General features: G+C 62.9%; 30 protein-coding genes. 17 read left to right on the top strand and 13 right to left on the bottom strand.

Annotation, left to right across the window (positions count from 1 at the left end; translation table 11 throughout):
* Positions 1 to 20: 20 nt before the first annotated feature.
* The gene (locus tag AC1DLV_RS01310; protein WP_476800357.1) at positions 21 to 839 is read left to right on the top strand and encodes a DUF2066 domain-containing protein; all 819 of its coding nucleotides are present in this window, start codon (positions 21 to 23) and stop codon (positions 837 to 839) included.
* 153 nt (positions 840 to 992) lie between these two features.
* Here the strand turns inward: AC1DLV_RS01310 and AC1DLV_RS01305 are convergent, their stop codons facing one another.
* Positions 993 to 1,313 (bottom strand): hypothetical protein, encoded by a 321-nt coding sequence (locus tag AC1DLV_RS01305; protein WP_476800358.1) that lies wholly within the window; start codon positions 1,311 to 1,313, stop codon positions 993 to 995.
* A 176-nt stretch (positions 1,314 to 1,489) separates the two neighbouring features.
* Here AC1DLV_RS01305 and mbfA point away from each other — a divergent pair, with 176 nt between their 5' ends.
* Entirely contained in the window at positions 1,490 to 2,473 is a 984-nt protein-coding gene (mbfA, locus tag AC1DLV_RS01300) for an iron exporter MbfA (RefSeq protein WP_476800359.1), read from the top strand.
* Positions 2,474 to 2,616: 143 nt separating this feature from the next.
* Here the strand turns inward: mbfA and AC1DLV_RS01295 are convergent, their stop codons facing one another.
* The 3 genes from AC1DLV_RS01295 to AC1DLV_RS01285 all read right to left on the bottom strand — a co-directional run bounded on the left by AC1DLV_RS01295 (position 2,617) and on the right by AC1DLV_RS01285 (position 3,562).
* Positions 2,617 to 2,961 carry an antibiotic biosynthesis monooxygenase family protein gene (locus AC1DLV_RS01295; protein ID WP_476800360.1) on the bottom strand — a complete coding sequence of 115 codons (345 nt, stop codon included), beginning with the start codon at positions 2,959 to 2,961 and terminating at the stop codon, positions 2,617 to 2,619.
* A complete protein-coding gene (locus tag AC1DLV_RS01290) occupies positions 2,958 to 3,293 on the bottom strand; it encodes an NIPSNAP family protein (protein ID WP_476800361.1) in 336 nt (111 codons plus the stop codon). The genes AC1DLV_RS01295 and AC1DLV_RS01290 overlap by 4 nt, the downstream gene beginning before the upstream one ends.
* Before the next feature lie 65 nt (positions 3,294 to 3,358).
* Complete coding sequence (locus tag AC1DLV_RS01285; protein ID WP_476800362.1) at positions 3,359 to 3,562, bottom strand: DUF1127 domain-containing protein; 204 nt, start codon at positions 3,560 to 3,562, stop codon at positions 3,359 to 3,361.
* 79 nt (positions 3,563 to 3,641) lie between these two features.
* Here AC1DLV_RS01285 and AC1DLV_RS01280 point away from each other — a divergent pair, with 79 nt between their 5' ends.
* The gene (locus AC1DLV_RS01280) at positions 3,642 to 4,322 is read left to right on the top strand and encodes an ArsR/SmtB family transcription factor (protein WP_476800363.1); all 681 of its coding nucleotides are present in this window, start codon (positions 3,642 to 3,644) and stop codon (positions 4,320 to 4,322) included.
* A gap of 276 nt (positions 4,323 to 4,598) precedes the next feature.
* Positions 4,599 to 4,751, top strand: a complete 153-nt coding sequence (locus AC1DLV_RS01275; RefSeq protein WP_476800364.1) for a hypothetical protein — start codon at positions 4,599 to 4,601, stop codon at positions 4,749 to 4,751.
* 192 nt (positions 4,752 to 4,943) lie between these two features.
* Here AC1DLV_RS01275 and AC1DLV_RS01270 read toward each other — a convergent pair whose 3' ends face one another.
* Entirely contained in the window at positions 4,944 to 5,564 is a 621-nt protein-coding gene (locus AC1DLV_RS01270) for a glutathione S-transferase family protein (protein ID WP_476800365.1), read from the bottom strand.
* 230 nt (positions 5,565 to 5,794) lie between these two features.
* Between AC1DLV_RS01270 and AC1DLV_RS01265 the strand changes: the two genes are divergently transcribed.
* Together AC1DLV_RS01265 and AC1DLV_RS01260 are read left to right on the top strand one after the other, a co-directional pair.
* Positions 5,795 to 6,145 (top strand): YciI family protein, encoded by a 351-nt coding sequence (locus AC1DLV_RS01265; RefSeq protein ID WP_476800366.1) that lies wholly within the window; start codon positions 5,795 to 5,797, stop codon positions 6,143 to 6,145.
* A 3-nt stretch (positions 6,146 to 6,148) separates the two neighbouring features.
* Positions 6,149 to 7,393, top strand: a complete 1,245-nt coding sequence (locus tag AC1DLV_RS01260; RefSeq protein WP_476836099.1) for an RNA polymerase sigma factor — start codon at positions 6,149 to 6,151, stop codon at positions 7,391 to 7,393.
* Between the two features lie 161 nt (positions 7,394 to 7,554).
* Here the strand turns inward: AC1DLV_RS01260 and cysK are convergent, their stop codons facing one another.
* Positions 7,555 to 8,535 (bottom strand): cysteine synthase A, encoded by a 981-nt coding sequence (gene cysK / locus AC1DLV_RS01255; protein ID WP_476800368.1) that lies wholly within the window; start codon positions 8,533 to 8,535, stop codon positions 7,555 to 7,557.
* Positions 8,536 to 8,689: 154 nt separating this feature from the next.
* Entirely contained in the window at positions 8,690 to 9,307 is a 618-nt protein-coding gene (locus AC1DLV_RS01250) for a LysE family translocator (protein ID WP_476800369.1), read from the bottom strand.
* Between the two features lie 212 nt (positions 9,308 to 9,519).
* On the opposite strand from AC1DLV_RS01250, the gene AC1DLV_RS01245 reads away from it, so the two are divergent.
* Both AC1DLV_RS01245 and AC1DLV_RS01240 read left to right on the top strand, forming a co-directional pair.
* On the top strand, positions 9,520 to 10,776 hold the full coding sequence (locus AC1DLV_RS01245; RefSeq protein ID WP_476800370.1) for an Hsp70 family protein: 1,257 nt from the start codon (positions 9,520 to 9,522) through the stop codon (positions 10,774 to 10,776).
* 252 nt (positions 10,777 to 11,028) lie between these two features.
* Positions 11,029 to 12,321: a hypothetical protein gene (locus tag AC1DLV_RS01240; RefSeq protein WP_476800371.1), complete on the top strand. Its 1,293-nt coding sequence runs from the start codon at positions 11,029 to 11,031 to the stop codon at positions 12,319 to 12,321.
* A gap of 43 nt (positions 12,322 to 12,364) precedes the next feature.
* On the opposite strand, the gene AC1DLV_RS01235 is transcribed toward AC1DLV_RS01240, so the two are convergent.
* Positions 12,365 to 12,562, bottom strand: coding sequence for a hypothetical protein (locus tag AC1DLV_RS01235; RefSeq protein ID WP_109575939.1), 198 nt, complete (start codon positions 12,560 to 12,562; stop codon positions 12,365 to 12,367).
* 32 nt (positions 12,563 to 12,594) lie between these two features.
* Positions 12,595 to 13,665: a heat-inducible transcriptional repressor HrcA gene (gene hrcA / locus AC1DLV_RS01230; protein ID WP_476800591.1), complete on the bottom strand. Its 1,071-nt coding sequence runs from the start codon at positions 13,663 to 13,665 to the stop codon at positions 12,595 to 12,597.
* A 150-nt stretch (positions 13,666 to 13,815) separates the two neighbouring features.
* Between hrcA and rph the strand changes: the two genes are divergently transcribed.
* The 4 genes from rph to hemW are packed head-to-tail and all read left to right on the top strand — an operon-like array spanning position 13,816 to position 16,766.
* Positions 13,816 to 14,532, top strand: a complete 717-nt coding sequence (gene rph / locus AC1DLV_RS01225; protein WP_476836098.1) for a ribonuclease PH — start codon at positions 13,816 to 13,818, stop codon at positions 14,530 to 14,532.
* A 10-nt stretch (positions 14,533 to 14,542) separates the two neighbouring features.
* Positions 14,543 to 14,953 carry a VOC family protein gene (locus AC1DLV_RS01220; protein WP_476800373.1) on the top strand — a complete coding sequence of 137 codons (411 nt, stop codon included), beginning with the start codon at positions 14,543 to 14,545 and terminating at the stop codon, positions 14,951 to 14,953.
* Positions 14,953 to 15,600, top strand: coding sequence for an RdgB/HAM1 family non-canonical purine NTP pyrophosphatase (gene rdgB, locus AC1DLV_RS01215; protein WP_476800374.1), 648 nt, complete (start codon positions 14,953 to 14,955; stop codon positions 15,598 to 15,600). The genes AC1DLV_RS01220 and rdgB overlap by 1 nt, the downstream gene beginning before the upstream one ends.
* A complete protein-coding gene (gene hemW, locus AC1DLV_RS01210; protein WP_476800375.1) occupies positions 15,600 to 16,766 on the top strand; it encodes a radical SAM family heme chaperone HemW in 1,167 nt (388 codons plus the stop codon). The genes rdgB and hemW overlap by 1 nt, the downstream gene beginning before the upstream one ends.
* Before the next feature lie 426 nt (positions 16,767 to 17,192).
* Here the strand turns inward: hemW and AC1DLV_RS01205 are convergent, their stop codons facing one another.
* Positions 17,193 to 17,672 (bottom strand): GNAT family N-acetyltransferase, encoded by a 480-nt coding sequence (locus tag AC1DLV_RS01205; RefSeq protein ID WP_476836097.1) that lies wholly within the window; start codon positions 17,670 to 17,672, stop codon positions 17,193 to 17,195.
* 102 nt (positions 17,673 to 17,774) lie between these two features.
* Between AC1DLV_RS01205 and AC1DLV_RS01200 the strand changes: the two genes are divergently transcribed.
* The 4 genes from AC1DLV_RS01200 to AC1DLV_RS01185 all read left to right on the top strand — a co-directional run bounded on the left by AC1DLV_RS01200 (position 17,775) and on the right by AC1DLV_RS01185 (position 20,137).
* Positions 17,775 to 18,212 (top strand): EamA family transporter, encoded by a 438-nt coding sequence (locus AC1DLV_RS01200; RefSeq protein WP_476784636.1) that lies wholly within the window; start codon positions 17,775 to 17,777, stop codon positions 18,210 to 18,212.
* Positions 18,213 to 18,428: 216 nt separating this feature from the next.
* The gene (rsmI, locus tag AC1DLV_RS01195; protein ID WP_476800377.1) at positions 18,429 to 19,328 is read left to right on the top strand and encodes a 16S rRNA (cytidine(1402)-2'-O)-methyltransferase; all 900 of its coding nucleotides are present in this window, start codon (positions 18,429 to 18,431) and stop codon (positions 19,326 to 19,328) included.
* Positions 19,321 to 19,692: a YraN family protein gene (locus tag AC1DLV_RS01190; RefSeq protein WP_476800378.1), complete on the top strand. Its 372-nt coding sequence runs from the start codon at positions 19,321 to 19,323 to the stop codon at positions 19,690 to 19,692. The genes rsmI and AC1DLV_RS01190 overlap by 8 nt, the downstream gene beginning before the upstream one ends.
* Positions 19,693 to 19,900: 208 nt before the next feature.
* Entirely contained in the window at positions 19,901 to 20,137 is a 237-nt protein-coding gene (locus AC1DLV_RS01185) for a DUF3297 family protein (protein WP_476800379.1), read from the top strand.
* A gap of 45 nt (positions 20,138 to 20,182) precedes the next feature.
* Here AC1DLV_RS01185 and AC1DLV_RS01180 read toward each other — a convergent pair whose 3' ends face one another.
* The 3 genes from AC1DLV_RS01180 to AC1DLV_RS01170 all read right to left on the bottom strand — a co-directional run bounded on the left by AC1DLV_RS01180 (position 20,183) and on the right by AC1DLV_RS01170 (position 22,547).
* Positions 20,183 to 20,476 (bottom strand): hypothetical protein, encoded by a 294-nt coding sequence (locus AC1DLV_RS01180; RefSeq protein WP_476800380.1) that lies wholly within the window; start codon positions 20,474 to 20,476, stop codon positions 20,183 to 20,185.
* Between the two features lie 330 nt (positions 20,477 to 20,806).
* Entirely contained in the window at positions 20,807 to 21,091 is a 285-nt protein-coding gene (locus tag AC1DLV_RS01175) for an acylphosphatase (protein WP_476800381.1), read from the bottom strand.
* An 85-nt stretch (positions 21,092 to 21,176) separates the two neighbouring features.
* Positions 21,177 to 22,547 (bottom strand): cytochrome P450, encoded by a 1,371-nt coding sequence (locus AC1DLV_RS01170; RefSeq protein ID WP_476800382.1) that lies wholly within the window; start codon positions 22,545 to 22,547, stop codon positions 21,177 to 21,179.
* Positions 22,548 to 22,745: 198 nt separating this feature from the next.
* On the opposite strand from AC1DLV_RS01170, the gene AC1DLV_RS01165 reads away from it, so the two are divergent.
* Positions 22,746 to 23,315 carry an NADPH-dependent FMN reductase gene (locus AC1DLV_RS01165; RefSeq protein WP_476800383.1) on the top strand — a complete coding sequence of 190 codons (570 nt, stop codon included), beginning with the start codon at positions 22,746 to 22,748 and terminating at the stop codon, positions 23,313 to 23,315.
* Positions 23,316 to 23,451: the final 136 nt, after the last annotated feature.

Here is a 23,451-nt window from a genome sequence, read left to right as displayed (position 1 = left end):
CTCCGAACGGAGAGTGAGGCATGCTTCGCGGCGGAATCGGGCTTGGAACGACGCTGTGGGTCATGGCTTTGTTGCTTGGCCCGGCGATAGCGTCCAACCTTTATACCACCCAGACCATCACCAGCGGAACGGCTCCCGAGCGCCGCGATATAGGTTTCGCCCAGTGCCTGCGTGACGTGGTGGTGAAGGTGACGGGCGACAGCCGGCTGCTCAACGACCCGCGCGTGGCGGAACAGGCCGGGCATGCCGGCGACCTCATTGCCAGCCATGCGTTTCGCGATCGGATGGGCGGCACACCTATCCACGACGAGCAAGGCAGCTACGACCGGCCGCATGACCTGACCTGCGTCTTCGACGAGGCAAAACTCGACGCCTTTTTGAAGTCGCTTGGCCGCGAGCCGTGGCTCAAGCGTCCACGGCTCGTCGCTGTCGTTGGCATTCGCGACAAGAAGGGTGTCGAGAGCATGCTTGCCGGCGACAGTTCTGGTCCGCGCGACCGGGACATGCTGACAGCGCTCGCGCGTGCCGCCGACAAGCTGGCGCTGCCGATGGTGGTGCCCAGCCAAAGGCAACTGTCGCAGGCAGGGTTGAACACCAGGACGTTGGCGACAGCCGATCCGGCGCGGCTCAACACCTTGGCAAAGATGGCCAGTGGTGACGTCGCGCTCACCGGCACCATCATTTGGAGCGACAAGGATCTCGGCTGGGTCGCCAACTGGCGGACGGAGGCCGATGGCGAAAACCAAAGCTGGGGCGTAACTGGTGTCGGCTTCGACGAAGCGTTCCGCAATGCGGTGGCTGGTGCAGCGCAAGTGCTGTCTGGGCACGGCGCGTTGTAGGGGCGCTTTCACCTTCTCCCGCAAGGGGAAAAGTATTGTGACGCTCTTCGTTCACACGCACCCCGGCCCTTCGACAAGCTCAGGGCCTCCGGGCGTTCGAGCACTTCCAAAGGTCCACCGGACCTTTGGATTCGCCTTCGGCGAACCGTGCCCTTACCCCAGCAGCGACCGTACCCGCTTCTCTCCGCCTGCCTTGCGCCAGGCGTTGAAGCGGTGGGTGGCGGCGGCGAAGGAAATCTTCATGGCGCGGGCCACCGAGTAGCGCGAATTGCCTTCGTCGAACATGCGGTAGCAGCACTCCACGCCATCCGGCGTCAGCTTGCCGTCGCCGGTCTTGTTGTGCGGGTTGGCTGGGTCGAACTGCTCAACATGCAGCTCGAGCATGCCCTTGAGGCGCTGCAAATCGGCTTCGATGCTGGCGACCAGTTCGAGCACGGGCGTGGGATCGAAGTCGGGTGTTTGTTTGGCCGCCATCGGGACATCCTTCTATCAGCTGAGATTAGGCTATATAGCTAAACATTCCGCTATAACAAGAAGCCGCGCGAGATGTGCGAACGACGCGGCAAAAAAGTCGCATGCCACGCTCACGCATTGACCTGAAAGCGCCGCGCTTCTAGTTTAGAACGATTCTAAACTGAGGGAATTTTCTCATGTTATCCCGCGTCTTCGGCTTTGGCCGCCGTGCCTTCGATTCCCTGTCCGAGCAGGAGATCCTGGCTCTCGCCATCTCGTCGGAGGAAGATGACGCCCGCATCTACCGGGCCTATGCGGACGGGCTGCGCGACGAATTTCCGCAGTCGGCCAAGGTGTTCGATGGCATGGCCGAAGAAGAAGACGGGCATCGTGCCGCGCTGATCGAAATGCACCAGGCACGGTTCGGCGAGCGCATCCCGCTGATTCGGCGCGAGCATGTGCGGGGCTATTACGAGCGCAAGCCCGACTGGCTGGTGAGGCCGCTCGGCATCGACAAAGTGCGCTACCAGGCCGAGGCGATGGAACAGCAAGCCTATCGCTTCTACATCGAGGCGATCAAGCGGACGAGCGATGCCTCGACCCGCAAGCTGCTTGGCGACCTTGCGGCGGCCGAACAGAGCCACGAGTCGCTCGCCCACAAGCTCGGCGACAAGCATGTGCCGGAGGATGTGAAGGAAGAAGAGGCGGCCGGCGAGCGCCGGCAGTTCATCCTGACCTATGTCCAGCCGGGCCTGGCCGGGCTGATGGACGGCTCGGTTTCGACGCTGGCGCCAATATTTGCCGCAGCCTTCGCCACCCAGGACACCTGGCAGACATTTCTCATCGGCCTGTCGGCTTCGGTCGGCGCCGGCATCTCGATGGGCTTCACCGAGGCCGCGCATGATGACGGCAAGCTTTCTGGTCGCGGTTCGCCGCTCAAGCGCGGCCTTGCCTCCGGCATCATGACCGCGGTCGGTGGCCTGGGCCACGCGCTGCCTTATCTGATCCCGCATTTCTGGACAGCGACGACGGTCGCAGTGATCGTCGTGTTCTTCGAGCTCTGGGCCATCGCCTTCATCCAGAACCGTTTCATGGAGACACCGTTCCTGCGTGCTGCCTTCCAGGTGGTGCTCGGCGGCGCGCTGGTGCTTGCGGCAGGCGTGCTGATCGGGAATGCGTAAATCCTTAGCGCTGCCCCTCATCCCCCTGTCGGGACCTTCTCCCCGTATAGTGACGGGGAGAAGGGACACTGCCGCAACGCTGACGCCTCCCTCTCCCCGTTCTCACGGGGAGAGGGTAAGGGTGAGGGGCCGCACTTAGCGTCTCACCCTTGCACCTTCCGACTATCCGCAGGCGCTTCGGCGCGCTCGGTCAGGCCATAGTCGCGCACGACTTGTGCGATGCGCAGCCGGTAGCCTGAGAGAACCCCTCCCCGGCCGGCCATCTGTGCCTGCCGGTGTTCTTCTGTCATACGCCAAGCCTTCACCGCTTCCTCGTCGCGCCAGAACGACAACGACAAAAGCCGCTTCGGATCGGCTAGGCTCTGAAATCGCTCAATCGATAGAAAGCCGTCCACGCTGTCGAGCAGCGGGCGCAGGTCAGCGGCGATGCCGAGATAGGCCGCGCGCTGGCCTTGTGCCGGCTCGACCTCGAAGATGACGGCGATCACGGCTGCCTTACCAGCGATGAATGCGGGCCCGACGCCAGCTTCAGGAAGATGCGGTCCTCTTTGAGGATGAACCTTTCATTCTTTGCGAACTCGTAGTTTTCGCGTCCGAGCGGATCGGCCGCGAGGCGTGCGCGATAGGCCTCGTAGGCGGCGAGATTTTCGATGTTGTAGACGCCGTAGGCGGTCGTCGCCGAGCCCTCATGCGGCGCGAAATAGCCGATCAGGTCAGCACCGCAGCGCGGGATCGCCTGGCCCCAGTTGCGGGCATATTGCTCGAACGCCGCCTTGCCGAACGGGTCGATCTCGTAGCGGATGAAACAGGTGATGGTCATCGTTGTCTCCATGATGTGTTGGCAATGGTTCGGCCGGCATCGAAGCGCCCGGCCGAAATGGTGTGTTAGCGCCAGAAGGGTTTTACGCTTTCGCGCTCTGCGTCGCGGCGGGTGAGGCCAATGTCGTCCATCTGTTCGTCGGTCAGTTCGGAAAGGTCGAGCCGTTGCAGATGGCGGTCATAGCCGCGAGCGAGGAAGCGGAGCACACGGCCAAGCGCTCCGAGGGCCAGGCGCTTCGGTGAGGTTGCGAGTTCGGTCTTCATCGTCATGGCGGGCTCCTTTCTCTGGTCGGAGAATACGCATTGCCTGACGAGAACGCTTCGACTACCATCGAACCATGGAGGTGCCATGAAGGAAGGTCCCGACATCGCCCGCATCGCCAGCCTGGTCGGCGACCCGGCGCGTGCGAACATGCTGACCGCGCTGATGGATGGCGGCGCGCTGACGGCAAGCGAACTGGCACTCGAAGCCGGCATCTCGCTGCCGACGGCCAGTTCCCATCTCGCCAAGCTGATGGACGGCAAGCTTTTGACGGTGGCGAGCCAGGGCCGGCATCGCTACTACGCGCTTGCCGGCTCCGAAGTGGCGGCGATGATCGAAGCGATCAGCGGCGTGGCCGCCCATTTGGGGCCGCAACGCGTCCGGCCGGGTCCGCGCGACAAGTCGATGCGCGAGGCCCGCGTCTGCTACGACCATCTCGCCGGCGAACACGCGGTTTCGATGTTCGACCGCTTCATTGCCGAAGAGATCATCGTGCGCGACGACGATACGGTTCGGCTCGGGCCGTCAGGTGCGAGCTTCTTTGCCGGTGTCGGCATCGACACGTCGGGGCTCAGCAATTCGCGCCGGCCGATGTGCCGTGCATGTCTCGACTGGAGCGTGCGGCGTTCGCATCTGGCGGGCTCGCTGGGCACCGCGATCCTCGACAAGATCCTCGCCGAGAAATGGGCGCGCAGGCCTGCCGGCAGCCGCGTCGTCGAGTTCACCCCGCCAGGACGCCAGGCGTTCGAGAAACTCTTCCTCTCCTGAGAGAGAATTCAGCCCTCAGGGGCCTGTTTCGACGTAACCGCCCCTGAAACCTGTGGATAGCTGCACGGCAATATGCGGATACATCCGTGGCGCAAAAGACACATATTAACCAATGTCGCCCGATCAGGCCTAAATGCCTAGAAAAGAACGCAATTCAGCCGCGATCGGGCGCATTTTCACACGAAGATTAACATCGCGTTCACCTAAGATTCACAACCGCCGACTATGATCACTTCCACGTTCGGGACGAGCCCCGAAGGGACAGGGATAAGAACAATGGCTATCTGGAACCACCTCACTCACGCCGCTGTGGCGTTTCGCGAATTCATCGCACCGACTTACCGCCCCGAGCGCCACTATATGCGTGGTCCCGGACCGGCCTGCGCGCGCCGCACCAACACGCTCCAGGCCCGCGTGACGTTCCACTGATCATGACTGTTACCGGACGTCACGAAAGCCGCATCGCGAAGCCGACCAGCGATCACCGCTCGACCACCTTGCGCGGCGAACGCCGGGCGATTGCTTCGACCCGCCTGTAAGACGGGCCAAGCCCGCCGGGGGCTCAAGCCCGGCTGCACCATCAAAAGCTGGCCTGCAACGCCCTGGAGCGCAGCTCTAGGCTCACCACATCTCGTGGCTGGCGTTGAGCTGCTTGAGCACGGCGTGCTTGCGCTGTGCTGCGCAGACGCGTTCGATGTTCGGCCAGGTCGCAGCGACCTTGCCGGCCTCGGGGTGCCAGTGGGCAAGCATCAGCAGATAGACATCGGCGATCGACATGCGCTCGCCGGCTAGCCAGTCGCGACCCTCGAGTGCGGCATCGACGATACCAAAACCGCGGTCGCTCTCCGCGATCGCCGCGACTTTCACCGCTTCGTTGCCTTGCGGGTCAACCGTATAGCGCCGCGCATAATAATAGCGCAGGAGTGCTGGATACATCACCGACGCCAGGAAGGTGAGCCAGCGCAGGAAGTCGGCGCGTCCGGGCGCTTCTGCTGCGGGCGCAAGCCGGGCATAAGGATAACGCTCGGCGATCAGCTGGCACATGGCCGCCGACTCGGTCATCGCATGGCCGTCCGGCAGGACCAGCGCCGGCACCTGGCCCAACGGGCTGATCCTGCGGAATTCCGCGTCTGGCTCGATGCCCTTGACGACCTCGATGCGCTCATATGGCACGCCCGCCAGTTCGAACGCCGCTTCGACGGCAAAGCCGCCGCTGCCGGCGCGCGTGTAAAGTCTGTACATGCATATCCCCCAAAGCCAGGTCTTCCCCGGCGGGGATATGACATGGTGCTGTCTCGCTGCTCAAGCCGGGCAAACACCCGCCAGAGCCGAATTTTCACCGGTCCAGCCAGCCATTTCCATGTGCTAGGCTCGCGCTGGCCAAAAAATTTTGCTGGCTTGTCTGAATCGGCTTTCGCCAGGCGACTTCCGTTTGGCCCGCGACATGCGGCCTGGAAACTCAGGAGACGACAATGCAGTACATGCTTCTGCTCCACCACGACGACACGCCCTTCGCATCGGCAAGCCAGGACGAGCAGGCGAAGATGAGCGCGCCTTACATGGCCTACAACGAAGCGCTGATCAAAGCCGGCGCGATGGTGGCGGGCGAGCGCCTTCGAGGCCCATCCACCGCCACCACAGTGCGTGTGCGCAACGACAAGACCGAAGTGCTCGATGGGCCCTTTGCAGCCACCAAGGAACAGCTTGGCGGTTTCTACATCATCGAAGCGCCCGATCTCGACGCAGCCATTGGCTGGGCGGCGCGGTGCCCCAGCGCCAGCTTCGGCACCGTCGAAGTGCGGCCGATCTGGCCGACGCGCTAAGACATGACCGCAGGCGCCGACCAGGCACGGGCGGCGGCGGAAGCTGCTGCCCGCCACAGCTATGGCAGGCTCGTCGCCTATCTGGCGGCGCGCACCCGCGACGTCGCGGGTGCCGAGGATGCACTCGCCGACGCCTTTGCCGCGGCTCTGTCCAGATGGCCGGAGACCGGTGTGCCCGACCACCCCGAGGCCTGGCTTTTGACGGTGGCGCGGCGGCGCTCGATCGACCAGCAGCGGCGGCGCATCACCGGCGAGGCGGGCCAGGCCCACCTCAGGCTGATCGGCGAAGAACTGGAGCAGGAGATGGCGCGCGAGAAATTTCCCGACGACCGGCTCGGCCTGATCTTCGCCTGCGCCCATCCGGCGATCGACGCGGGTGTTCGCGCGCCGCTGATCCTGCAGACAATTCTCGGCTTTGACGCCGCGACCATCGCCTCGGCCTTCCTGGTTTCGCCTTCGACCATGAGCCAGCGCCTGGTGCGGGCCAAGTCGCGCATCAAGCAGGCCGGCATTCCCTTTCGTATCCCGGAGCAGGCGGAACTTGGCGAGCGGCTGTCGGCGGTGCTGGAGGCGATCTACGCTGCCTTCGCCGAAGGCTGGAGCGATCCTGAGGGCGCGGAATCCAGAAGGCGCAACCTTGCCAGCGAAGCGATCTGGCTTGGCCGGCTGGTGGTGCAGCTGATGCCGCAGGAGCCGGAGGCGCTGGGGCTTCTGTCGCTGATGCTGCATGCCGAGGCGCGCCGCACGGCACGCCGCGATGCCGATGGCGCGTTCGTGCCACTCAGCGAACAAGACACGCTTTTGTGGAACGCCGAGATGATTTCCGAGGCTGACGCGCAACTTCAGCGCGCCGGCGCCTTTGACGGCATCGGCCGCTACCAGATCGAGGCGGCGATCCAGTCGGCACATGCGGCGCGGCGCTTTAGCGGCCGCACCGACTGGGCGGCGATCGCAACGCTTTATGCCGGCCTGATGACGATCTCGGCCTCGCCGGTCGTCGCCGTCAACCATGCCGTGGCAGTCGCCTATGCGGATGAGCCGGCCGAAGGGCTACATCTGCTCGATAAAATCGATGACGCCAGGCTCAATGAATACCAGCCCTATTGGGCGGCGCGTGCCGAACTCCTGTCGCTGGCAGGCAATGTTGCGGAAGCCGACACGGCCTATCAGCTCGCCATCGGCCTTGAGACCGACCAGGCCGTGCGCGACTTCCTCAAGCGCAAGCAAGCGGCGCTGGCTGGCAGGTGAAGAATTAGAACCTTGGCGGAAGGTCGCGCCGCCCCTCATCCGCCTGCCGGCACCTTCTCCCCGTAATGACGGGGAGAAGGAAGAAGCTTCAACGCCGACGCCCCCCTCTCCCCGTTCTTCACGGGGAGAGGGTAAGGGTGAGGGGCAGCTTTTATCTATCCCTAGTTACCCAACCCCTCGAACAGTACCGTCGAAAGGTAACGTTCGGCGAAGGACGGGATGACGACGACAATGTTCTTGCCGGCGTTTTCCGGGCGTGAGCCGACGATGACGGCGGCTTGCAGCGCTGCACCCGACGAGATGCCGACCGGGACGCCTTCGAGGCGGGCGACAAGCCGCGCATTGGCCACTGCGTCCTCGTTCGAAACCTTGACAATCTCGTCATAGACTGATGTGTCGAGCACCTTGGGGGCGAAGCCGGCACCGATGCCCTGGATCTTGTGCGGGCCGGGCTGGCCGCCCGACAGAATCGGCGAACCTTCCGGCTCGACAGCCACGACATGCAGCGAAGGCTTGCGCTTCTTGATGACCTGGCCGACGCCGGTGATGGTGCCGCCGGTGCCGATGCCGGCAACGAAGATGTCGATTGAGCCTTGCGTGTCGTTCCAGATTTCTTCGGCGGTGGTCTCGCGATGGATCTCGGGGTTGGCCGGGTTTTCGAACTGCTGCGGGATAATCGCGTTGGGGATTGTCTGCGCCAGCTCCTCAGCCTTGGCGATGGAGCCCTTCATGCCCTTGGCGCCTTCGGTCAGCACCAGTTCGGCACCGAGCAGCGCCAGCATCTTGCGGCGTTCGATCGACATCGTCTCGGGCATGGTGAGGATCAACTTGTAGCCCTTGGCGGCGGCGGCGAAGGCAAGCGCGATCCCGGTATTGCCCGAGGTCGGCTCGATCAGCGTGCTCTTGCCGGGCGTGATGCGGCCATCGGCTTCCAGTGCTTCGATCATGGCGACGCCGATGCGGTCCTTGACGCTGCCGATCGGATTGAAGAACTCGAGCTTGGCGATGAGGTTCGCCACCACGCCCTTTTCCCTGGCGAATTTGTCGAGCCGCACAAGCGGCGTATCGCCGATGGTCTCGGTGATCGAGCCATAGACGCGGCCACGGCCGGGCGCACGCGTGGAGGTAACGGGCTTGTTCATGAATTTCGCTCCCGAAATAGGCCTGAGATTTGAACTGCGAAGATAGGGTGTCGCCGGGCAAATTCCGAGTGGGCGCCTTGCTGATTAGCGGCAGTTCACGGAAACATGTTTCCGTGAACGCCAATTCGGGAGAATGAAATTCCAGCCGTCGTCGTTACTGGCGGACGGCGATCGCGGCGGCAGCACCCACCATGAAGCCAGCTGCAGTGCGGTTGAGCAGCTTGAGCGCCCGCGGCGTCTTGAGGAACCAGCGCGCCTTGGACGCCAACAGTAGATACGGCACCAGAACGATCATCAGCACCGCAACCGTGATGGCAACGAGAATGCCGTAGTCGCCAAGCGTCAGCGAATGCAGGTCGACCACCGTCGGCGTGATCGCCAGGTAGAAGATCATCGTCTTGGGATTGCCCAAAGTCACGGTTAGCCCGGCGAGGAAGCTCGCCAAAAGGCCGCCCTTGCCTTTCTTCGCCTCGACCGTCTCGGGCGTAATGCCGCTGGTCCAGAAGTTCCAGGCGAGATAGACGAGATAGGCGACACCGAGCCATTTGATCGCCAGAAACACCAAGCCGAAGGACTGGGCGACAAGCGCCAGGCCAAGCACGACGGCGGTGAGATAGGTGAGATCGCCGACCACAAGCCCAAGCGACATGGCAAGCGAGGAGCGGAAGCCCGAGCCGAGCGCGCGCGCCACGAGTGCGGTCACCCCGGGACCTGGAATGGCGGCGGCAATGGCAAGCGCGCCGCTATAGGCGAGAAATCCTGTAAGGGTCATGTGAGCTGCTCGGGGTGAGTTGGATGGGGCTGATATGACACGAAAGCCGTATCCTGGGAATGTCGCGAGGGTTGGGCCAGCGATCACATTTTGCAGAAAATGCCCTCAAGACATCGACATTCGCCGCCCCGTCGTGTAGGCGCACGGTCCGATTGCGACCCCGGTAGAAGCTCGAGGGTCGCCCACCCATGCAGAAAATTCAGGACTCAACGATGCGACCGGCTTTCGGCGGCATAGACTTCGGCACTTCCAATTCGACCGTCGGCGTTATCGAGAACGGCCGTCCGCGTCTCGTGGCACTTGAAGGCGACAGCGTCACGCTGCCCTCGGCCATCTTCTTCAATTTCGAAGACAACCAGACCGCCCTTGGCCGTCGCGCCATCGGCGAATATACCGACGGCGCAGAGGGCCGGCTGATGCGCGCGCTGAAGAGCGTGCTCGGTTCGTCGCTGGTACATGAAAAGACCCGCATCAAGGCACGCCAGATCGCCTTCACCGAGATCATCGGCATGTTCGTCGGCCATCTCAAGGATCGGCTCGAAGGCCATGTCGGCGAGCCGGTGGAAAACGTCGTGCTCGGACGCCCGGTCCAATTCGTCGATGACAATCCCGGTGCCGATGCCGCGGCCCAGAGCGAGCTTGAAAAGGCCGCGCGCGCCCAAGGCTTCAAGCATATCGACTTCCAGTTCGAGCCGATCGCCGCCGCTCTCGACTACGAGCGCACGGTGACCCGCGAAGAGCTGGCGCTGATCGTCGACATGGGCGGCGGCACGTCGGACTTTTCCATCGTTCGGGTTTCGCCTGAGCGGGCGACGTCCAGCGACCGCAAGGCCGACATCCTCGCCAATCGCGGCGTGCACATCGGCGGCACCGACTTCGACCGTTTGCTCTCGATCGCACATGTCATGCCCGAGCTCGGCTATCTCACGGCGACCAAGGACGGCAAGCGCAACCTGCCGGCAGGCTATTTCATCGACCTCGCGACGTGGCAGCGCATCAACCTGCTCTACACGCCCAAGGCCAAGCTCGATTTGCGCCAGATCCGCTTCGAGGCGGCAAGGCCCGACCTCATCGACCGGCTGATCGAGGTCGTTGACCAGCGTTTCGGCCACGCATTGGCGACCAAAGTCGAAAAGGCCAAGATCGAGCTGACCGATGCCGACCAGGCGGCTATCGACGTTTCGCTTCCGGCGGCAAAGTTCACCGCGTCGCTGACCAGGCAGGGGCTTGAAGACACCATTCGCAGCGCGGTCGACCGTGTCACGGCGACCGTCGCCGACACGTTGGCTGAAGCGCAGGTGCAAGCCCAAGACATCACTGCCGTGTTCTTGACCGGCGGCTCGACCGCCATCCCGCTGGCGCGCCAGAGCATCCTGGCGCTCGTGCCCGGGGCCAAGATCGTCCAGGGCGACGCTTTCGGCAGCGTGGGCCTTGGCCTCGCGCTCGATGCGCAGCGGAAGTTCGGCTAGGAGCCCTGTTCCATTCCGACTAGATCGGAATGGAACACTTTCTCCCTGTGCACATAGTCTCTTTTTCAGAAAACCGGTTCCACGGCCCGCCGTAACCTTCGGCTGGGATCATGTTCAAGTTGCTAATGTATTAGCCACAAGTACAACCGAGTTTTCGCAAGTCGATAGCGGTTTATTTTTCCTTAGCTTTTTCCAGCGACAGTTGTCTCGAAGATTTCATGCCGCTTCGCCGGATCGCCTGGGAATGCACAGATGCTGAAAATTCATTCGCCGACCATTTCCTATACCTCCGTCTCGGTAAAACTTCTTCAGCAGGCGAATTCAGGCGATGGGCAACAGCCCGGCGCGGCAGGCAAGAACCAGCTGCTGCCCGGCGTCAAGAACTCTCCGAGCGCCGCCGCGTCCGCCATCATGCGCATCTTGTTGCAGGCTGAAGGTTTGAAAGCCTCGGTGACTGCGACCGGCGACGCCGTTGGCATGGAAGTCGAACATTATGATTTCCGCGAGGCTATGGGGAACAACATTACTCAGGTCAGGGCATCCGGCTCCGGTAACCTTGGCGTGTCGGTCAGTTCGTCCAACGAGGACTATATCTCCGTTGGCAGCGCCGACGGCGACGATGTCATCCAGGTCCTCGGATCCCGCATCATGGGCGTTGCTGGAGAGAAGGGCAACGACAACATCATCGTCTTCGCACGTTCCGCCAGCAGATCGGATAGAAATTTTGACCACTCCGTATGGGGCGTCGACGGCGGCGAGGGCAACGACACCATCGCCGTCTTAAGCCGAGGCAGCGTGGATGTTACGAACGGCGGTGACGGCGACGACAAGCTCGTCATTGTAAGCCAAGGCGATGTGGATCGCACGAGCGGCGGTGCTGGCCGCGACAACGTTGCGATCACGACAACAGGCTCCATTTGGCACGCTGAAGGCGGCGAAGATGCCGATACCATCAAGATCGCTGCCGCCGGCAGGGTCGATAGTATCTATGGCGACGAGGGCAACGATACGATCGCAATCGCTGCGCGCAGCGTTTCCGGTGTTCACGGCGGGACTGGCGATGACGTCATGAACATATCCGCCGACAGCGCAGACAGGATCACCGGCGGCGAAGGCAACGATACCATCCGTGTCACCGCCAAATGGGAGGCGTCAGCGAACGGGGGCGACGGCAATGACGTCTTGCAGTTGTCCGGCTCCAGCGTCGGTGCGACGGGCGGCAAGGGCGACGACCTGATCAAAATCGACAGCACGGCTGGCCGCGCGGCACTTCTGCACGTCGCGGAAGGCGACGGCAACGACACCGTCGAGACGAACGCACCGCTGAGCATCCACCGCTTCAGCGAAGATGGTGCACGCAGGTCAAATCTCGACCTCGGCACGGCGACGCTTGCGCGCAATGACGACGGCACGGTCACCGTCAGGTTCGAGGGCAGCAACGACAGCATCACCGTCAAGTTCACAGGTGCCATGGCCGGCCGCGAGATCGTCGCGAAGGTCGAAAACGGTGCGCTTGTGATCGGCCCAGCCAGCAGCGAAGCCTAGTGAACGGCTAGGCCAGTCCGCGGTCAGACAATGCCACGGCGTATCAGGCGCCTGCTTTGTAGAAATCCTCGTCGAGACGCTTTTCCAGTTCGACGAGGTCGGCGGGCACCGGCAAGCCTTGCGCCCGCAATTCGGCCAGCTTCTCGCGCAGGCGCTCGTGCAGTTCGTGTTCGTCTTCGGGCTGGTTAACCATCTCCTGCAAGAGGACCGCAATCTCGGCCTTGATCTGTTCGAATGCCATTGCATCCTCCTGAGTATGACTGGGCGATTATCTCACCTGAGCATGCGCGAGATCAACTGCGCCGTATAGTCGACCATCGGCACGATGCGCGCATAATTGAGCCTTGTCGGGCCGATGACGCCGAGCGCGCCGACAACACGGGCATCCTTGTCGCGATAAGGGGCCACGACCAGCGACGAACCGGAGAGCGAAAACAGCCGGTTTTCCGATCCGATGAAGATACGCACGCCCGAGCCTTCCTCGGCGAGGTCGAGAAGCTGGATCAACCCGTCCTGGGTTTCCATGTCCTCGAACAGATGCTTGAGCAGCTCGATGTCGGCCTGGGCGGTGACGTTTTCGAGCAAATTGGCGCGCCCGCGCACGATCAGCCGCGACGGCAGGCCGCTTTCGGCTCCGGCCCAGACGGCAAGGCCCTTTTCGACGAGATCCTGCGACAGCGTATCGAGGGCTGCCTTGGTCTCGTCCTTGATGCGGGCGATCTCGATCCGGGCCTCGGCCAAGGTGCGGCCACGGATATGGGCGTTGAGGAAGTTGGACGCCTCGTGAAGCTGGGAGACGGTGACGCCGAGCGGCAGCTCGACGACGCGGTTTTCGACATCGCCATTTTGCGACACCAGCACGGCGAGAGCTTTTGTCGGTTCGAGCTGGATGAACTCGATATGCTTGAGGGCGACCTCGTTCTTGGCAGCGAGCACCAGGCCCGCACCGCGCGACATGCCCGACAGCATCTGGCTCGCCTCGGTCAGCATGTGCTCCAGCGAAGCACCCTCGCCCGAGGCCTTGACCTGGGCCTCGATGGTGCGGCGCTCCTCGTCGGAGAGGTCGCCGAGTTCCATGAAGGCGTCGACGAAAAAGCGCAGGCCCTTTTGGGTCGGTAGGCGGCCGGCGGAGATATGCGGCGCAAAGACGAGACCGAGATGCTCCAGGTCGCTCATCACATTGCGCACGGTTGCCGGCGACAGCGACGAAGGCAGCATGCGCGACAGGTTGCGCGAGCCGACCGGCTCGCCATCCCTGAGATAGGAATCGACGATGCGCCGAAAGATGTCGCGCGAGCGCATGTCGAGCGATTGCAGCGTGGGATCGGGTACCGCTTTGGTCATCTGCTTCATGGACTCCGTCCAAAATGATATAGACCGCACGGCAGCGAACACAACAGCTCCAGCAGCGGAACCGGTTTTCCTTTGCGCTGGTCCTGCCATGGAGCTACAAGCCGGCAACAATTTTCCGATTTCGCCAGAGAAAGTAGCCGTATGCGCCCCTCCAAACGCCAATTCGACGAAATGCGCGCCATCTCCTTCGAACGCAACGTGTCCAAGCACGCCGAAGGCTCGTGCCTGGTGAAGTTCGGCGACACCCATGTGCTTTGCACGGCGAGCCTGGAAGAAAAGGTGCCGGGCTGGATGCGCAATTCCGGCAAGGGCTGGGTCACAGCCGAATACGGCATGCTGCCGCGCTCGACCGGCGAACGCATGCGCCGCGAGGCTTCGGCCGGCAAGCAGGGCGGCCGCACGCAGGAAATCCAGCGGCTGATCGGCCGCAGCTTGCGCGCCGTGGTTGACATGGGCGCTCTCGGCGAGCGCCAGATCACCGTCGACTGCGACGTGATCCAGGCCGACGGCGGCACCCGCACGGCTTCGATCACCGGCGCCTGGATCGCGCTTCACGACTGCCTGCGCTGGATGGAAGCGCGCCAGATGGTCAGCGTCGACAAGGTGTTGAAAGATCATATCGCTGCGATCTCGTGCGGCATCCATGACGGCCAGCCGGTCATCGACCTCGACTATGTCGAAGACTCCTCGGCCGGCACCGACGCCAATTTCGTCATGACCGGCAAGGGCGGCATCGTCGAGATCCAGGGCACCGCCGAAGGCGTGCCGTTCTCGGAAGAGGAATTCCTGGCGCTGATGAGCCTCGCCCGCAAGGGCATCACCCGGCTGGTCGACCTGCAGAAGATGGCGGTGGGCTGAGGCATTCGCCATGCGGCTCTCGGCGATCCTCGAATCCGCGCTCTACGTCACCGACCTCGATGCCGCTGAGGCATTCTATGGCAAGGTGATGGGGCTGGAGCGGATCGCCAAGGTGCCGGGGCGGCATGTGTTCTTCCGCTGCGGCCAGGGCGTGCTGTTGTTGTTCAACGCCGAGGCGACGCGGCAGCCGCCGAAGCCCGATGCCAAGCTGCCGGTGCCGCCGCATGGCACAGCAGGCCCAGGGCATCTGTGCTTTGCCGCGACGGCTGAAGAAGTCGAGCAATGGAAGACAAGGCTAGAGGGCGAAGGCGTCGCCATCGAAGCCGATTTCGAGTGGCCGAATGGTGGCCGTTCCATCTATTTCCGCGATCCGTCAGGCAATTCGCTTGAAATCGCCGAGCCGAAACTATGGGGCCTTTGATGCGCAAGCTTGCCGACAACGAGATCGTGATCGCCAGCCACAATGCCGGCAAGCTGCGCGAATTCGCCGACCTGATGGCGCCGTTCGGCATCGCCGCCAAATCGGCCAAGGAATACGGCCTGCCCGAACCCGACGAGACCGGCACGACCTTCGAGGAAAACGCCTACATCAAGGCGCTGGCGGCGGCGACCGCCACAGGCCTTCCGGCGATGTCGGACGATTCCGGGCTGGTGGTTGACGCGCTCGACGGCGCGCCGGGTGTCTACACCGCCAACTGGGCCGAAAAGCCCGACGGCACGCGCGACTTCGCCATGGCGATGCAGCGCACCGAAGACGCCATGCAGGAGCGTGGCGCCAAGGTGGCCGACCAACGCACCGGCCGCTTCGTCGCGGTGATCTGCCTGGCCTGGCCGGACGGGCACGCCGAATATTTCCGTGGCGAGGCCGAGGGCAATCTCGTGTGGCCGCCGCGCGGCGAAAAGGGTTTCGGCTACGACCCGGTGTTTTTGCCTGAAGGTTTCGACAAGACCTTTGGCGAAATGAGTGCTGAGGAAAAGCATGGCTGGAAGCCCGGCCAGGCTGACGCGCTTTCACACCGCGCCCGCGCCTTCCAGAAATTCGCCCGCGCTATGCTCGGTTCGGCCTGATGGGCGTTACGTCGCTCAGCCGCGACCCCGGCTTCGGCGTCTATGTGCACTGGCCGTTTTGCGCGGCCAAATGCCCTTACTGCGACTTCAACAGCCATGTCCGCCACCAGCCGGTGGACCAGGAACGTTTCGCCCGCGCCTTCGCCACCGAGCTTGCCACGATGCGGGCCCGCACCGGCCCGCGCGAGGTGACGAGCGTCTTCCTCGGCGGCGGAACCCCGTCGCTGATGAAGCCCGAAACGGTGGGCGCGGTACTCGACGCGATCGCCGCCAACTGGACCATTGCTGGCAATGCCGAGATCACGCTTGAGGCCAACCCCTCGTCGGTCGAAGCCGAACGCTTTCGCGGCTATCGCGCCGCCGGCGTCAACCGCGTGTCGCTCGGCGTGCAGGCGCTGAACGATGCCGATTTGCGTTTCCTTGGCCGGCTGCACAATGTGCCGGAGGCGCTGCACGCCATCGGGCTTGCGCGCGAGATCTTTCCGCGCCTGTCATTCGACCTGATCTATGCGCGGCCGGGCCAGAAGCCCGACGCCTGGGCGAAAGAGCTTGAACAGGCGATCAGCTATGCGGTCGATCATCTGTCGCTGTACCAGCTGACGATCGAGGAAGGCACGCGCTTCTTCCAGCTCTACAATGCGGGCAAGTTCGAAATCCCCGACGGCGAACACGCAGCGGAGCTCTATGCGATCACCCAGGAGGTGACGACAGCGCACGGCTTGCCCGCCTACGAGATTTCGAACCACGCCAGGCCGGGTGCTGAAAGCAGGCACAATCTGACCTACTGGCGCTATGGCGAATATGTCGGTGTCGGCCCCGGCGCGCATGGCCGTTTCCTCGAAAACAACACCCGCATGGTGACGATCGCTGAGAAGTTGCCCGAACGCTGGGCCGATCTGGTCGAGGAGCGTGGCCACGGCATCACCGGTGGCGAGATACTGAACCGTTCGGAAGAGGCCGACGAATTCCTGCTCATGGGCCTGAGGCTCGTCGAAGGCATCGACCTCGCGCGCTACGAAGTGCTGTCGGGCAAGTCGCTGTCTTCGGCGCGGCTGTCGATCCTGCAGGACGAAGGCCTGGTGGCACCGATCGGCAATTCGCGCCTGCGCGCCACGCCCCAAGGCATGATCGTGCTCGACGCCGTCGTTGCCGATCTGGCGCGGTAAGCCGCGCTTCGGTACCAACCGCGGTAGCATTTGACCGTGGCGGCAACCGCAACTTCACGGCATGGATCCCCGGGTCTCCGCATTCGCTGCGCTCCTGCTCCGCCCGAGGATGACGAGCTTGGGTGGGCGTCACCGCCAATCGCCAGCCGTGGCGCAAAGGCCGACATTCCCTAAGTCTCGGATTTTCCGGCGCAACGTTTGTGACTAGCGGCGCGAAGCCCTCCCCCCGTCATCCTCGGGCGAAGCAGGAGCGCAGCGAATGCGAATACCCGGGGATCCATGCCGCGACAGATCGACCGGTCTCGACGGCTCAGGATGCTCCTGCATTCAGCGCCGCGCTGACAGCGCCGGTCCTTCAGCACGGTACGGACAGTACCAAGACGCCGGCGCCATGCCGGCGAATGCGCCGACCTGAAGTCCAATCGATCAGGCCGAACGCCGCATCGAAAACACGTTCGTGCCCTCGACGTCGTCTTCGATGCGTTGCCAGCCCATGCCTTCGTAATAGGCAGTCAGGTGTGGCTTGGCGCAGAGATAGACGGTCTCGAAACCTTGGCTGAACGCGGCCTCTGCCCCTGCCCGCGCAAGTGTGGTGCCGACGCCTGACTTGCGTGCGGCTTCGTCGACCCACAACGCAGCTACCCAGGGCGCGTATTGCGGGCGCGATTCAAGATCGTTGTCGATCAGATGAGCGGTGCCGAGGAAGGTGTCGCCATCATGGGCGACGAACGCCATGGGCAGTCCCGAGGAGGAAAAATTCTCGTTCACCAGTCCCTGGATGAAGTCGAGCTGGTGGCCGTCGTCGCGCCACCATGCATTCCAGATGCGATCAGCAACCGTTTCGGCAAATTCCGGCCTGTCGCGAAGATCAGAGATCGAAAACTTGTGGTCCTTGTCGTTCGTCATCATGCGGACTGCTGTGCTTTCGACTTTCGGAAAGTCGGCGATTGAAAAGGCTGAGGTAAACGTCCATTCAAAAGCCAACAAGTCCATTTCACGGAGCCAGACATGAATTCCGCCGTCGCATACTGGCAGTTCTGGGCCGTTCTTTCGGCCATCTTCGCGGCCCTGACGGCGATCTTCGCCAAGGTCGGCATCGAAAACATCAATTCCGACTTCGCCACGCTGATCCGGACGGTGGTGATCCTTTTGGTGCTGGGCGCGATCATCACCGCGACCGGGCAGTTTCAGCCGCTCGGTGAGATTTCGCGCAAGACCTATGTGTTTTTGGTGCTGTCGGGGCTTGCCACGGGGGCATCGTGGCTATGCTACTTCCGCGCGCTGAAACTCGGCAACGCGGCGCAAGTGGCGCCGATCGACAAGCTAAGCGTCGTTCTTGTCGCGGTGTTTGGCGTTATCTTCCTTGGCGAGCGACTTAGCACGGCGAACTGGCTCGGCGTCGCGCTGATCGCGGCGGGAGCGGTTCTGGTCGCCTACAAGGCGTGATGGCGGTGCCGCTTTGGTGGTTGCGTCAAGGCGGGAGATGAAGGCGTCGAAGCGATGGGACATGGCCAATACTATTGCCTCTGTTTACGAATCTCTGTGTTCCGATCCGCGGCGGCGATTTGTTTCCCGCACTGTGGCAAAGCCAAGGCAAAAGCGATCACATCCTTTTGCAACTGCTCCGTCGCCATGCCAATGAAGGGCTGAAAGCGAGGCGGCGTGCAAAACAACGAAAACAAGCGGGTCTATGTCATCGGCCAGACCGAGATCGCGGCACGGCCGCTGACGCCAGCGCTCTATCTGGTGGCGACGCCGATCGGCAATCTCGGCGACATCACGCTGCGCGCGCTCGAAACGCTGGCTGCGGCCGACCATGTCGCCTGCGAGGACACGCGGGTGACACGCGTTTTGCTCGAACGCTACGGCATCCGCCAGCGGCCGACCGCCTATCACGAGCACAATGCCAGCGAGGCCGGGCCGCGGCTGATCGAGGCTTTGGAGAACGGCCGCAGCGTGGCGCTGGTTTCGGATGCCGGCACGCCGCTGGTTTCCGATCCGGGGTTTCGGCTGGTCGGACAGGCACAGGAACGCGGCATTCGCGTCGTACCGATCCCCGGGGCTTCGGCCGTGCTCGCGGCGCTGACCGCGTCGGGCCTGCCGTCGGATGCGTTTTTCTTTGCGGGTTTCTTGCCGGTCAAGGACGGTCAGAAGCGGACGCGGCTAGAAGAGGTGAAGGCGGTACCGGGAACGCTGATCTTTTTTGAATCGCCGCGCCGGTTGGCCGACACGCTCGCCGCCATAGCCGACGTGCTCGGCGCGCGCCAGGCAGCGATCGGGCGCGAACTGACCAAGGCCTTCGAGGAGATCCGCACAGGTACCTTGGCCGAACTCGCCGCGCATTATGCCGATGCTGACACCCCCAAGGGCGAGGTCGTCATCTGCGTGGGGCCGCCCGAGGAGCGGACCGAGACGGCCGACGATGTCGACAAGCTGCTGTTGTCGCTGGCCAAGGAAATGCCGGCGTCCAAGGCCGCCGCCGAGGCCGCGCGGATGACCGGGCAGCAGAAGCCCACTCTTTACCGGCGGCTGCTGGAACTGCGCGAAGGATCAGATGACTGACCGCCTTGCCCGCCAGCAAGCACATCGCCTGGGATATCGCGGCGAGTGGCTGGCGGCATTGGCGCTGATGCTCAAGGGCTATCGGATCGTTGCCCGGCGCTACAAGACCAAGCTCGGCGAGATCGACCTGATCGCCCGGCGCGGCGACCTTGTGCTGATCGTCGAGGTGAAGGCGCGGCGCACGCTGATGGAGGCGATGGACGCGGTGGCCTACGGTTCGGAGCGGCGCATCGAAGGCGCCGCCGATCTGTGGCTGGCGCGGCAGCCGGACTATGGCCGGCTTTCGGTGCGCTTCGACATGGTGGCGGTGCTGCCAAGACGCTGGCCGGTGCATGTCGAAAACGCGTTTTACGGGCGGAATTGAGCATAGAGCGACGTGCGTCCGAATGGACGCACAAAGGCCGCTCTAAGTCTTTGAACCGACGCATCGTGCTTTCCGAAAATCGATTCCGATTTGTGGGCCGATGCGTTAGGCCTTTACGCCTGCGGCCAATGCCCTTAACAGCGCTCGCAAAGCTTGCGGCGCAGGCAAATTCGTTTGGCGCCCGCATGAACGCCTAGCACTACTGGAGATGGCAATGACCCTTCCCGACCGCCTGAGCAACGATCCGCGCAGCCCCTTTTTCAACGCCGAGGCGCTGGAGCAAGGCGTCGGCATCCTGTTCAACGGCAAGGAGCGCCAGGACGTCAGCGAATATTGCGTCAGCGAAGGCTGGATTCGCGTGCCGGCCGGCAAGTCCAAGGATCGCTTCGGCGAGCCGATCACCATCAAGCTCAAGGGCACGGTCGAGCCGTTCGCAAAGCCGTAAGGCCGACCTCGGCCAACTCCAGCAAACGTGCATCAGGGGAGCGTATTAGATCGCTTCCCTGTCAGCACCCTTCTTTTCGAAGGCAGCTTTGATGTGAGTGATGCGACCGTCGGCCTTCGAAACCGACATGATCACTAAAAGCTTGTCCTCGGCGATTCCGACGCGGAGGAGGAACGGCCTACCGCCGTAAACCCCACCGAAGTTAGGCTTCCAACTGCCCTCACCGAGTGCGGCGACTGTTCCATCTGGACTCGGCCGCAAGACGGCCGACCAGCCATTGTTCGCCGTAACGCTGAAGCCGATCCATTCCGTTCGATCGAGATGCGGCAGTCCGCGCATCTGCCGGCATTGGATGTGACTTGTTGCCATTCGCCAGGCAAAGAAACAGTTTCAGCTCTCACCTGCAGAGACCACATCACGCCGACAGCAAAAAGGAACAAGGCGAGGACGACGCGCATGACAATCTCCACAGCAGGCAAGCGTTTATCCAAGATGGACTATTAACATATCGAGTATTCGGTAGCCATCCGTCCAATATACGCGGCTCATACTTCCAGATCATTTAAAGAAATAAGCGAATTTTCCGCATCTAACTACGGCGAAGAGCGCCGACGTGGGGCAATCCTGCCTCCCAAGAACGACCACGCAACTCGGTGATGGGGCAGAACATCAGCCGGTGATGTTGAAGCCAACAGGCGCATCGGCTGGGTCGGCCGTCTCGGGCACGACGCTGCGGACATCGGCGCCGCGCGGACCTTGCCAGAAGGCGTCGAGCATCGAGGCCACCGCCTCAGCGGAGCCTGAGATCAGGGCGCTGACGGAGCCATCGGGCTCGTTGCGCACCCAACCGTTCAGGCCAAGACGCCTTGCCTCGCGCTGCGTCCAGACACGGAAGCTGACGCCCTGGACGCGGCCGGAGATGCGGACGAGAGCGGCCTTCTGATCGATCGGCATCGAAATCTCCTAGCCCGTCAAAGTGGGCGCTGCCCCTCATCCGCCTGCCGGCACCTTCTCCCCGTGAACGGGGAGAAGGAAGCTATCACCGCCGCGTCACGCGCATCGGCAGGCCGCCCTGCGGCTGGGTGGTCAGCTTCTGCACCGGCCATGGTTTGGTTTCGGCGATCGTGTCGAAGCGGTAGCGTGAGAGCAAAATGGCGAGCGCGATGATCGCTTCCTGCATGGCAAAGCTCATGCCGATGCAGACGCGCGGGCCAGCCCCAAAAGGCAGATACTGGTAGCGGTCGATCTTGTCACGGTTTTCGGGATGGAAACGCTCGGGCATGAAAGCGTCGGGCCGGTCCCACAGCTTGCGGTGGCGGTGCACCGTCCAGGGCATGACCAGCACCTGCGCCTTGCGCGGGATTTTCAAACCCTTGTATTCGTCATCGGCGATCGGTTCGCGGTTGATCGAGGGTGCGGGCGGATAGAGCCTGAGCGCTTCCTCGAAGACTGCGCGGGTGTAAGGCATGGCGTCGAGCCATTTGACAGGGTCAGGCTCGCGAGCCAGCACCGCGTCGATCTCCTGTTCGACCCGGTCGCGCTCCCAGGTCGCCTCGGCGAGACAATAGATCGTCCACCCCAAAGCCCGCGCCGTGGTTTCGTGGCCGGCGCCAATGAAGGTGATGATGTTGTCTTCGATCTCTCCCCGCGTGAGCCCGTCGGGGCCTTCGGCACGAAGCAGAAGGGTGAGAAAATCTTCCGGCGCGTTGCCGGGGTCGCGGGCCAGTTTTTCGCTGCGCATCGCCACCGTGTCGGTGACGATCTTGCGGAAATAGGACATGGTCTTGCGGCCGCGCAGGCGGGTGAAGCGCGGCAGCCATTCCGGAGCCCGCAACAGGTCGAATGGATCGACGCGGCCCATGGTCTCGAACAGCCGGTCGATCTCATGGGCAAAGCTGCCAGGCTCGCCCGCGATTTCGCCCGAAAACAGTGTCTCGGCCAGGATATCGTAGGTCAGCATGGTCATGTCCTGGGCGACATCGACCGGCTCCAAGGCATTGTCATAGCGTTTGACGAAATCGAGCGTGCAGGCAAGCATCGGCTTGGCGAAACCGAAGATGTGGCGCGGCGTGAAAACCGGCGCCATGGCCTTGCGCGAGCGCTTCCAGACATCGCCTTCGGCGGTCAAGAGCCCGTCGCGCAGGATCGGCCGCAGGATCATCTGCCGGACGGTCGCCATCTTGTAGTTCTTGGCGTTGTCGACCAGCACGTGGCGGATCAGGCCCGGATCGTTGGCGATGACCAAAGGGCCGCCAATGCCCGTCACCGAAATCCAGGGCTCGTTGTAGGATGGCTCGCCCCACAACTCGAGCGGATTGCGGTAGACGATGCGCATCATCTCCAGCGTCGAGGGCGGCTTAGTGCGCGGTATCGGTGCTGGGGGAACGAAGGGTTCTGGTCTGGTATCCATCAGATGCTCTGCCTCACAGGCCCAATGTAGGCGCAGGGGATGCAGGCGTCCATGCAGCTGGTATACCAAAGGCACTGACGCGCCGAGGTAACCAGGATGTGACCCAGTCACCAACAGGTGCCTTCTTGCCACTGGAGGGTTTCCCGCCCTATCTCCCGCCGGTCACCATTCGATACCTGCCCACCAAGGACTGAAATCTTGAAACACCAGCTCAACATCGTCGTTGCCAGCACCCGGCCTGGCCGCGTCGGCCCCGTTTTCGCCCGCTGGCTCGAAGCCTATGCGCGCGAGCACGGCAAGTTCGAACCCGTCATCACCGACATCGACGCCTTTGGCCTGCCGATCTTCGATGAACCCAAGCACCCGCGCCTGGGCCAGTACGAAAACGAACACACCAGGCAGTGGTCGGAGGCGATCAAGCCCGCCGACGCCTTCGCGTTCGTAACGCCCGAATACAACTACTTCGCCGCCCCCGCGCTGGTGAACGCCATCGACTATCTCTCACGCGAATGGAACTACAAGCCGGCCGGTTTCTTGAGCTATGGCGGCGTTTCGGCCGGCCTGCGCGCCGTGCAGTCGGAGAAGATGCTGCTGACCACGGTCAAGATCATGCCTATTCCCGAGGCGATCGCTATTCCGGCCTTCGCCCAGCATCTCGACGAGAATGGCGAGTTCAAGTCGAACGCCCTGATCGACGACAGCGCCAAGGTGATGCTCGACGAGTTGTTCCGCTGGAGCGAAGCGCTGAAGCCGATGCGGGCCGGCTGAGCCGCCCAAAGCCAAAGCAATCCGCCATCAAAAACGGCGGATTGCCGCGCTGTTGCCAAGGCTCGTGACGCGGTCGCCCGTCCCCAGCCAAAAACCCCGTAAAACTTGGAAAAACCACACTTAACGCCTATATCTA

It is taken from the genome of Aminobacter sp. 01T433 (assembly GCF_056398585.1).
Note: the sequence above shows the minus strand (reverse complement) of the source record. Positions and strands in the feature narration are given on the sequence as shown.

Excerpts from the sequence above, each read along its gene's own strand:
- AC1DLV_RS01205 (WP_476836097.1), bottom strand. The coding sequence starts at position 17,672 with ATGACGAACGACAAGGACCACAAGTTTTCGATCTCTGATCTTCGCGAC.
- AC1DLV_RS01235 (WP_109575939.1), bottom strand. The coding sequence starts at position 12,562 with ATGGCATTCGAACAGATCAAGGCCGAGATTGCGGTCCTCTTGCAGGAG.
- AC1DLV_RS01175 (WP_476800381.1), bottom strand. The coding sequence starts at position 21,091 with ATGCCGATCGATCAGAAGGCCGCTCTCGTCCGCATCTCCGGCCGCGTC.
- AC1DLV_RS01180 (WP_476800380.1), bottom strand. The coding sequence starts at position 20,476 with ATGCGCGGACTGCCGCATCTCGATCGAACGGAATGGATCGGCTTCAGC.
- AC1DLV_RS01245 (WP_476800370.1), top strand. The coding sequence starts at position 9,520 with ATGCGACCGGCTTTCGGCGGCATAGACTTCGGCACTTCCAATTCGACC.
- AC1DLV_RS01190 (WP_476800378.1), top strand. The coding sequence starts at position 19,321 with ATGACTGACCGCCTTGCCCGCCAGCAAGCACATCGCCTGGGATATCGC.
- AC1DLV_RS01200 (WP_476784636.1), top strand. The coding sequence starts at position 17,775 with ATGAATTCCGCCGTCGCATACTGGCAGTTCTGGGCCGTTCTTTCGGCC.
- AC1DLV_RS01240 (WP_476800371.1), top strand. The coding sequence starts at position 11,029 with ATGCTGAAAATTCATTCGCCGACCATTTCCTATACCTCCGTCTCGGTA.
- AC1DLV_RS01250 (WP_476800369.1), bottom strand. The coding sequence starts at position 9,307 with ATGACCCTTACAGGATTTCTCGCCTATAGCGGCGCGCTTGCCATTGCC.
- AC1DLV_RS01185 (WP_476800379.1), top strand. The coding sequence starts at position 19,901 with ATGGCAATGACCCTTCCCGACCGCCTGAGCAACGATCCGCGCAGCCCC.
- AC1DLV_RS01280 (WP_476800363.1), top strand. The coding sequence starts at position 3,642 with ATGAAGGAAGGTCCCGACATCGCCCGCATCGCCAGCCTGGTCGGCGAC.
- AC1DLV_RS01270 (WP_476800365.1), bottom strand. The coding sequence starts at position 5,564 with ATGTACAGACTTTACACGCGCGCCGGCAGCGGCGGCTTTGCCGTCGAA.
- AC1DLV_RS01170 (WP_476800382.1), bottom strand. The coding sequence starts at position 22,547 with ATGGATACCAGACCAGAACCCTTCGTTCCCCCAGCACCGATACCGCGC.
- AC1DLV_RS01275 (WP_476800364.1), top strand. The coding sequence starts at position 4,599 with ATGGCTATCTGGAACCACCTCACTCACGCCGCTGTGGCGTTTCGCGAA.
- AC1DLV_RS01220 (WP_476800373.1), top strand. The coding sequence starts at position 14,543 with ATGCGGCTCTCGGCGATCCTCGAATCCGCGCTCTACGTCACCGACCTC.
- hemW (WP_476800375.1), top strand. The coding sequence starts at position 15,600 with ATGGGCGTTACGTCGCTCAGCCGCGACCCCGGCTTCGGCGTCTATGTG.
- hrcA (WP_476800591.1), bottom strand. The coding sequence starts at position 13,665 with ATGACCAAAGCGGTACCCGATCCCACGCTGCAATCGCTCGACATGCGC.
- AC1DLV_RS01310 (WP_476800357.1), top strand. The coding sequence starts at position 21 with ATGCTTCGCGGCGGAATCGGGCTTGGAACGACGCTGTGGGTCATGGCT.
- AC1DLV_RS01265 (WP_476800366.1), top strand. The coding sequence starts at position 5,795 with ATGCAGTACATGCTTCTGCTCCACCACGACGACACGCCCTTCGCATCG.
- AC1DLV_RS01290 (WP_476800361.1), bottom strand. The coding sequence starts at position 3,293 with ATGACCATCACCTGTTTCATCCGCTACGAGATCGACCCGTTCGGCAAG.
- mbfA (WP_476800359.1), top strand. The coding sequence starts at position 1,490 with ATGTTATCCCGCGTCTTCGGCTTTGGCCGCCGTGCCTTCGATTCCCTG.
- AC1DLV_RS01285 (WP_476800362.1), bottom strand. The coding sequence starts at position 3,562 with ATGACGATGAAGACCGAACTCGCAACCTCACCGAAGCGCCTGGCCCTC.
- cysK (WP_476800368.1), bottom strand. The coding sequence starts at position 8,535 with ATGAACAAGCCCGTTACCTCCACGCGTGCGCCCGGCCGTGGCCGCGTC.
- AC1DLV_RS01260 (WP_476836099.1), top strand. The coding sequence starts at position 6,149 with ATGACCGCAGGCGCCGACCAGGCACGGGCGGCGGCGGAAGCTGCTGCC.
- AC1DLV_RS01305 (WP_476800358.1), bottom strand. The coding sequence starts at position 1,313 with ATGGCGGCCAAACAAACACCCGACTTCGATCCCACGCCCGTGCTCGAA.
- rph (WP_476836098.1), top strand. The coding sequence starts at position 13,816 with ATGCGCCCCTCCAAACGCCAATTCGACGAAATGCGCGCCATCTCCTTC.
- rdgB (WP_476800374.1), top strand. The coding sequence starts at position 14,953 with ATGCGCAAGCTTGCCGACAACGAGATCGTGATCGCCAGCCACAATGCC.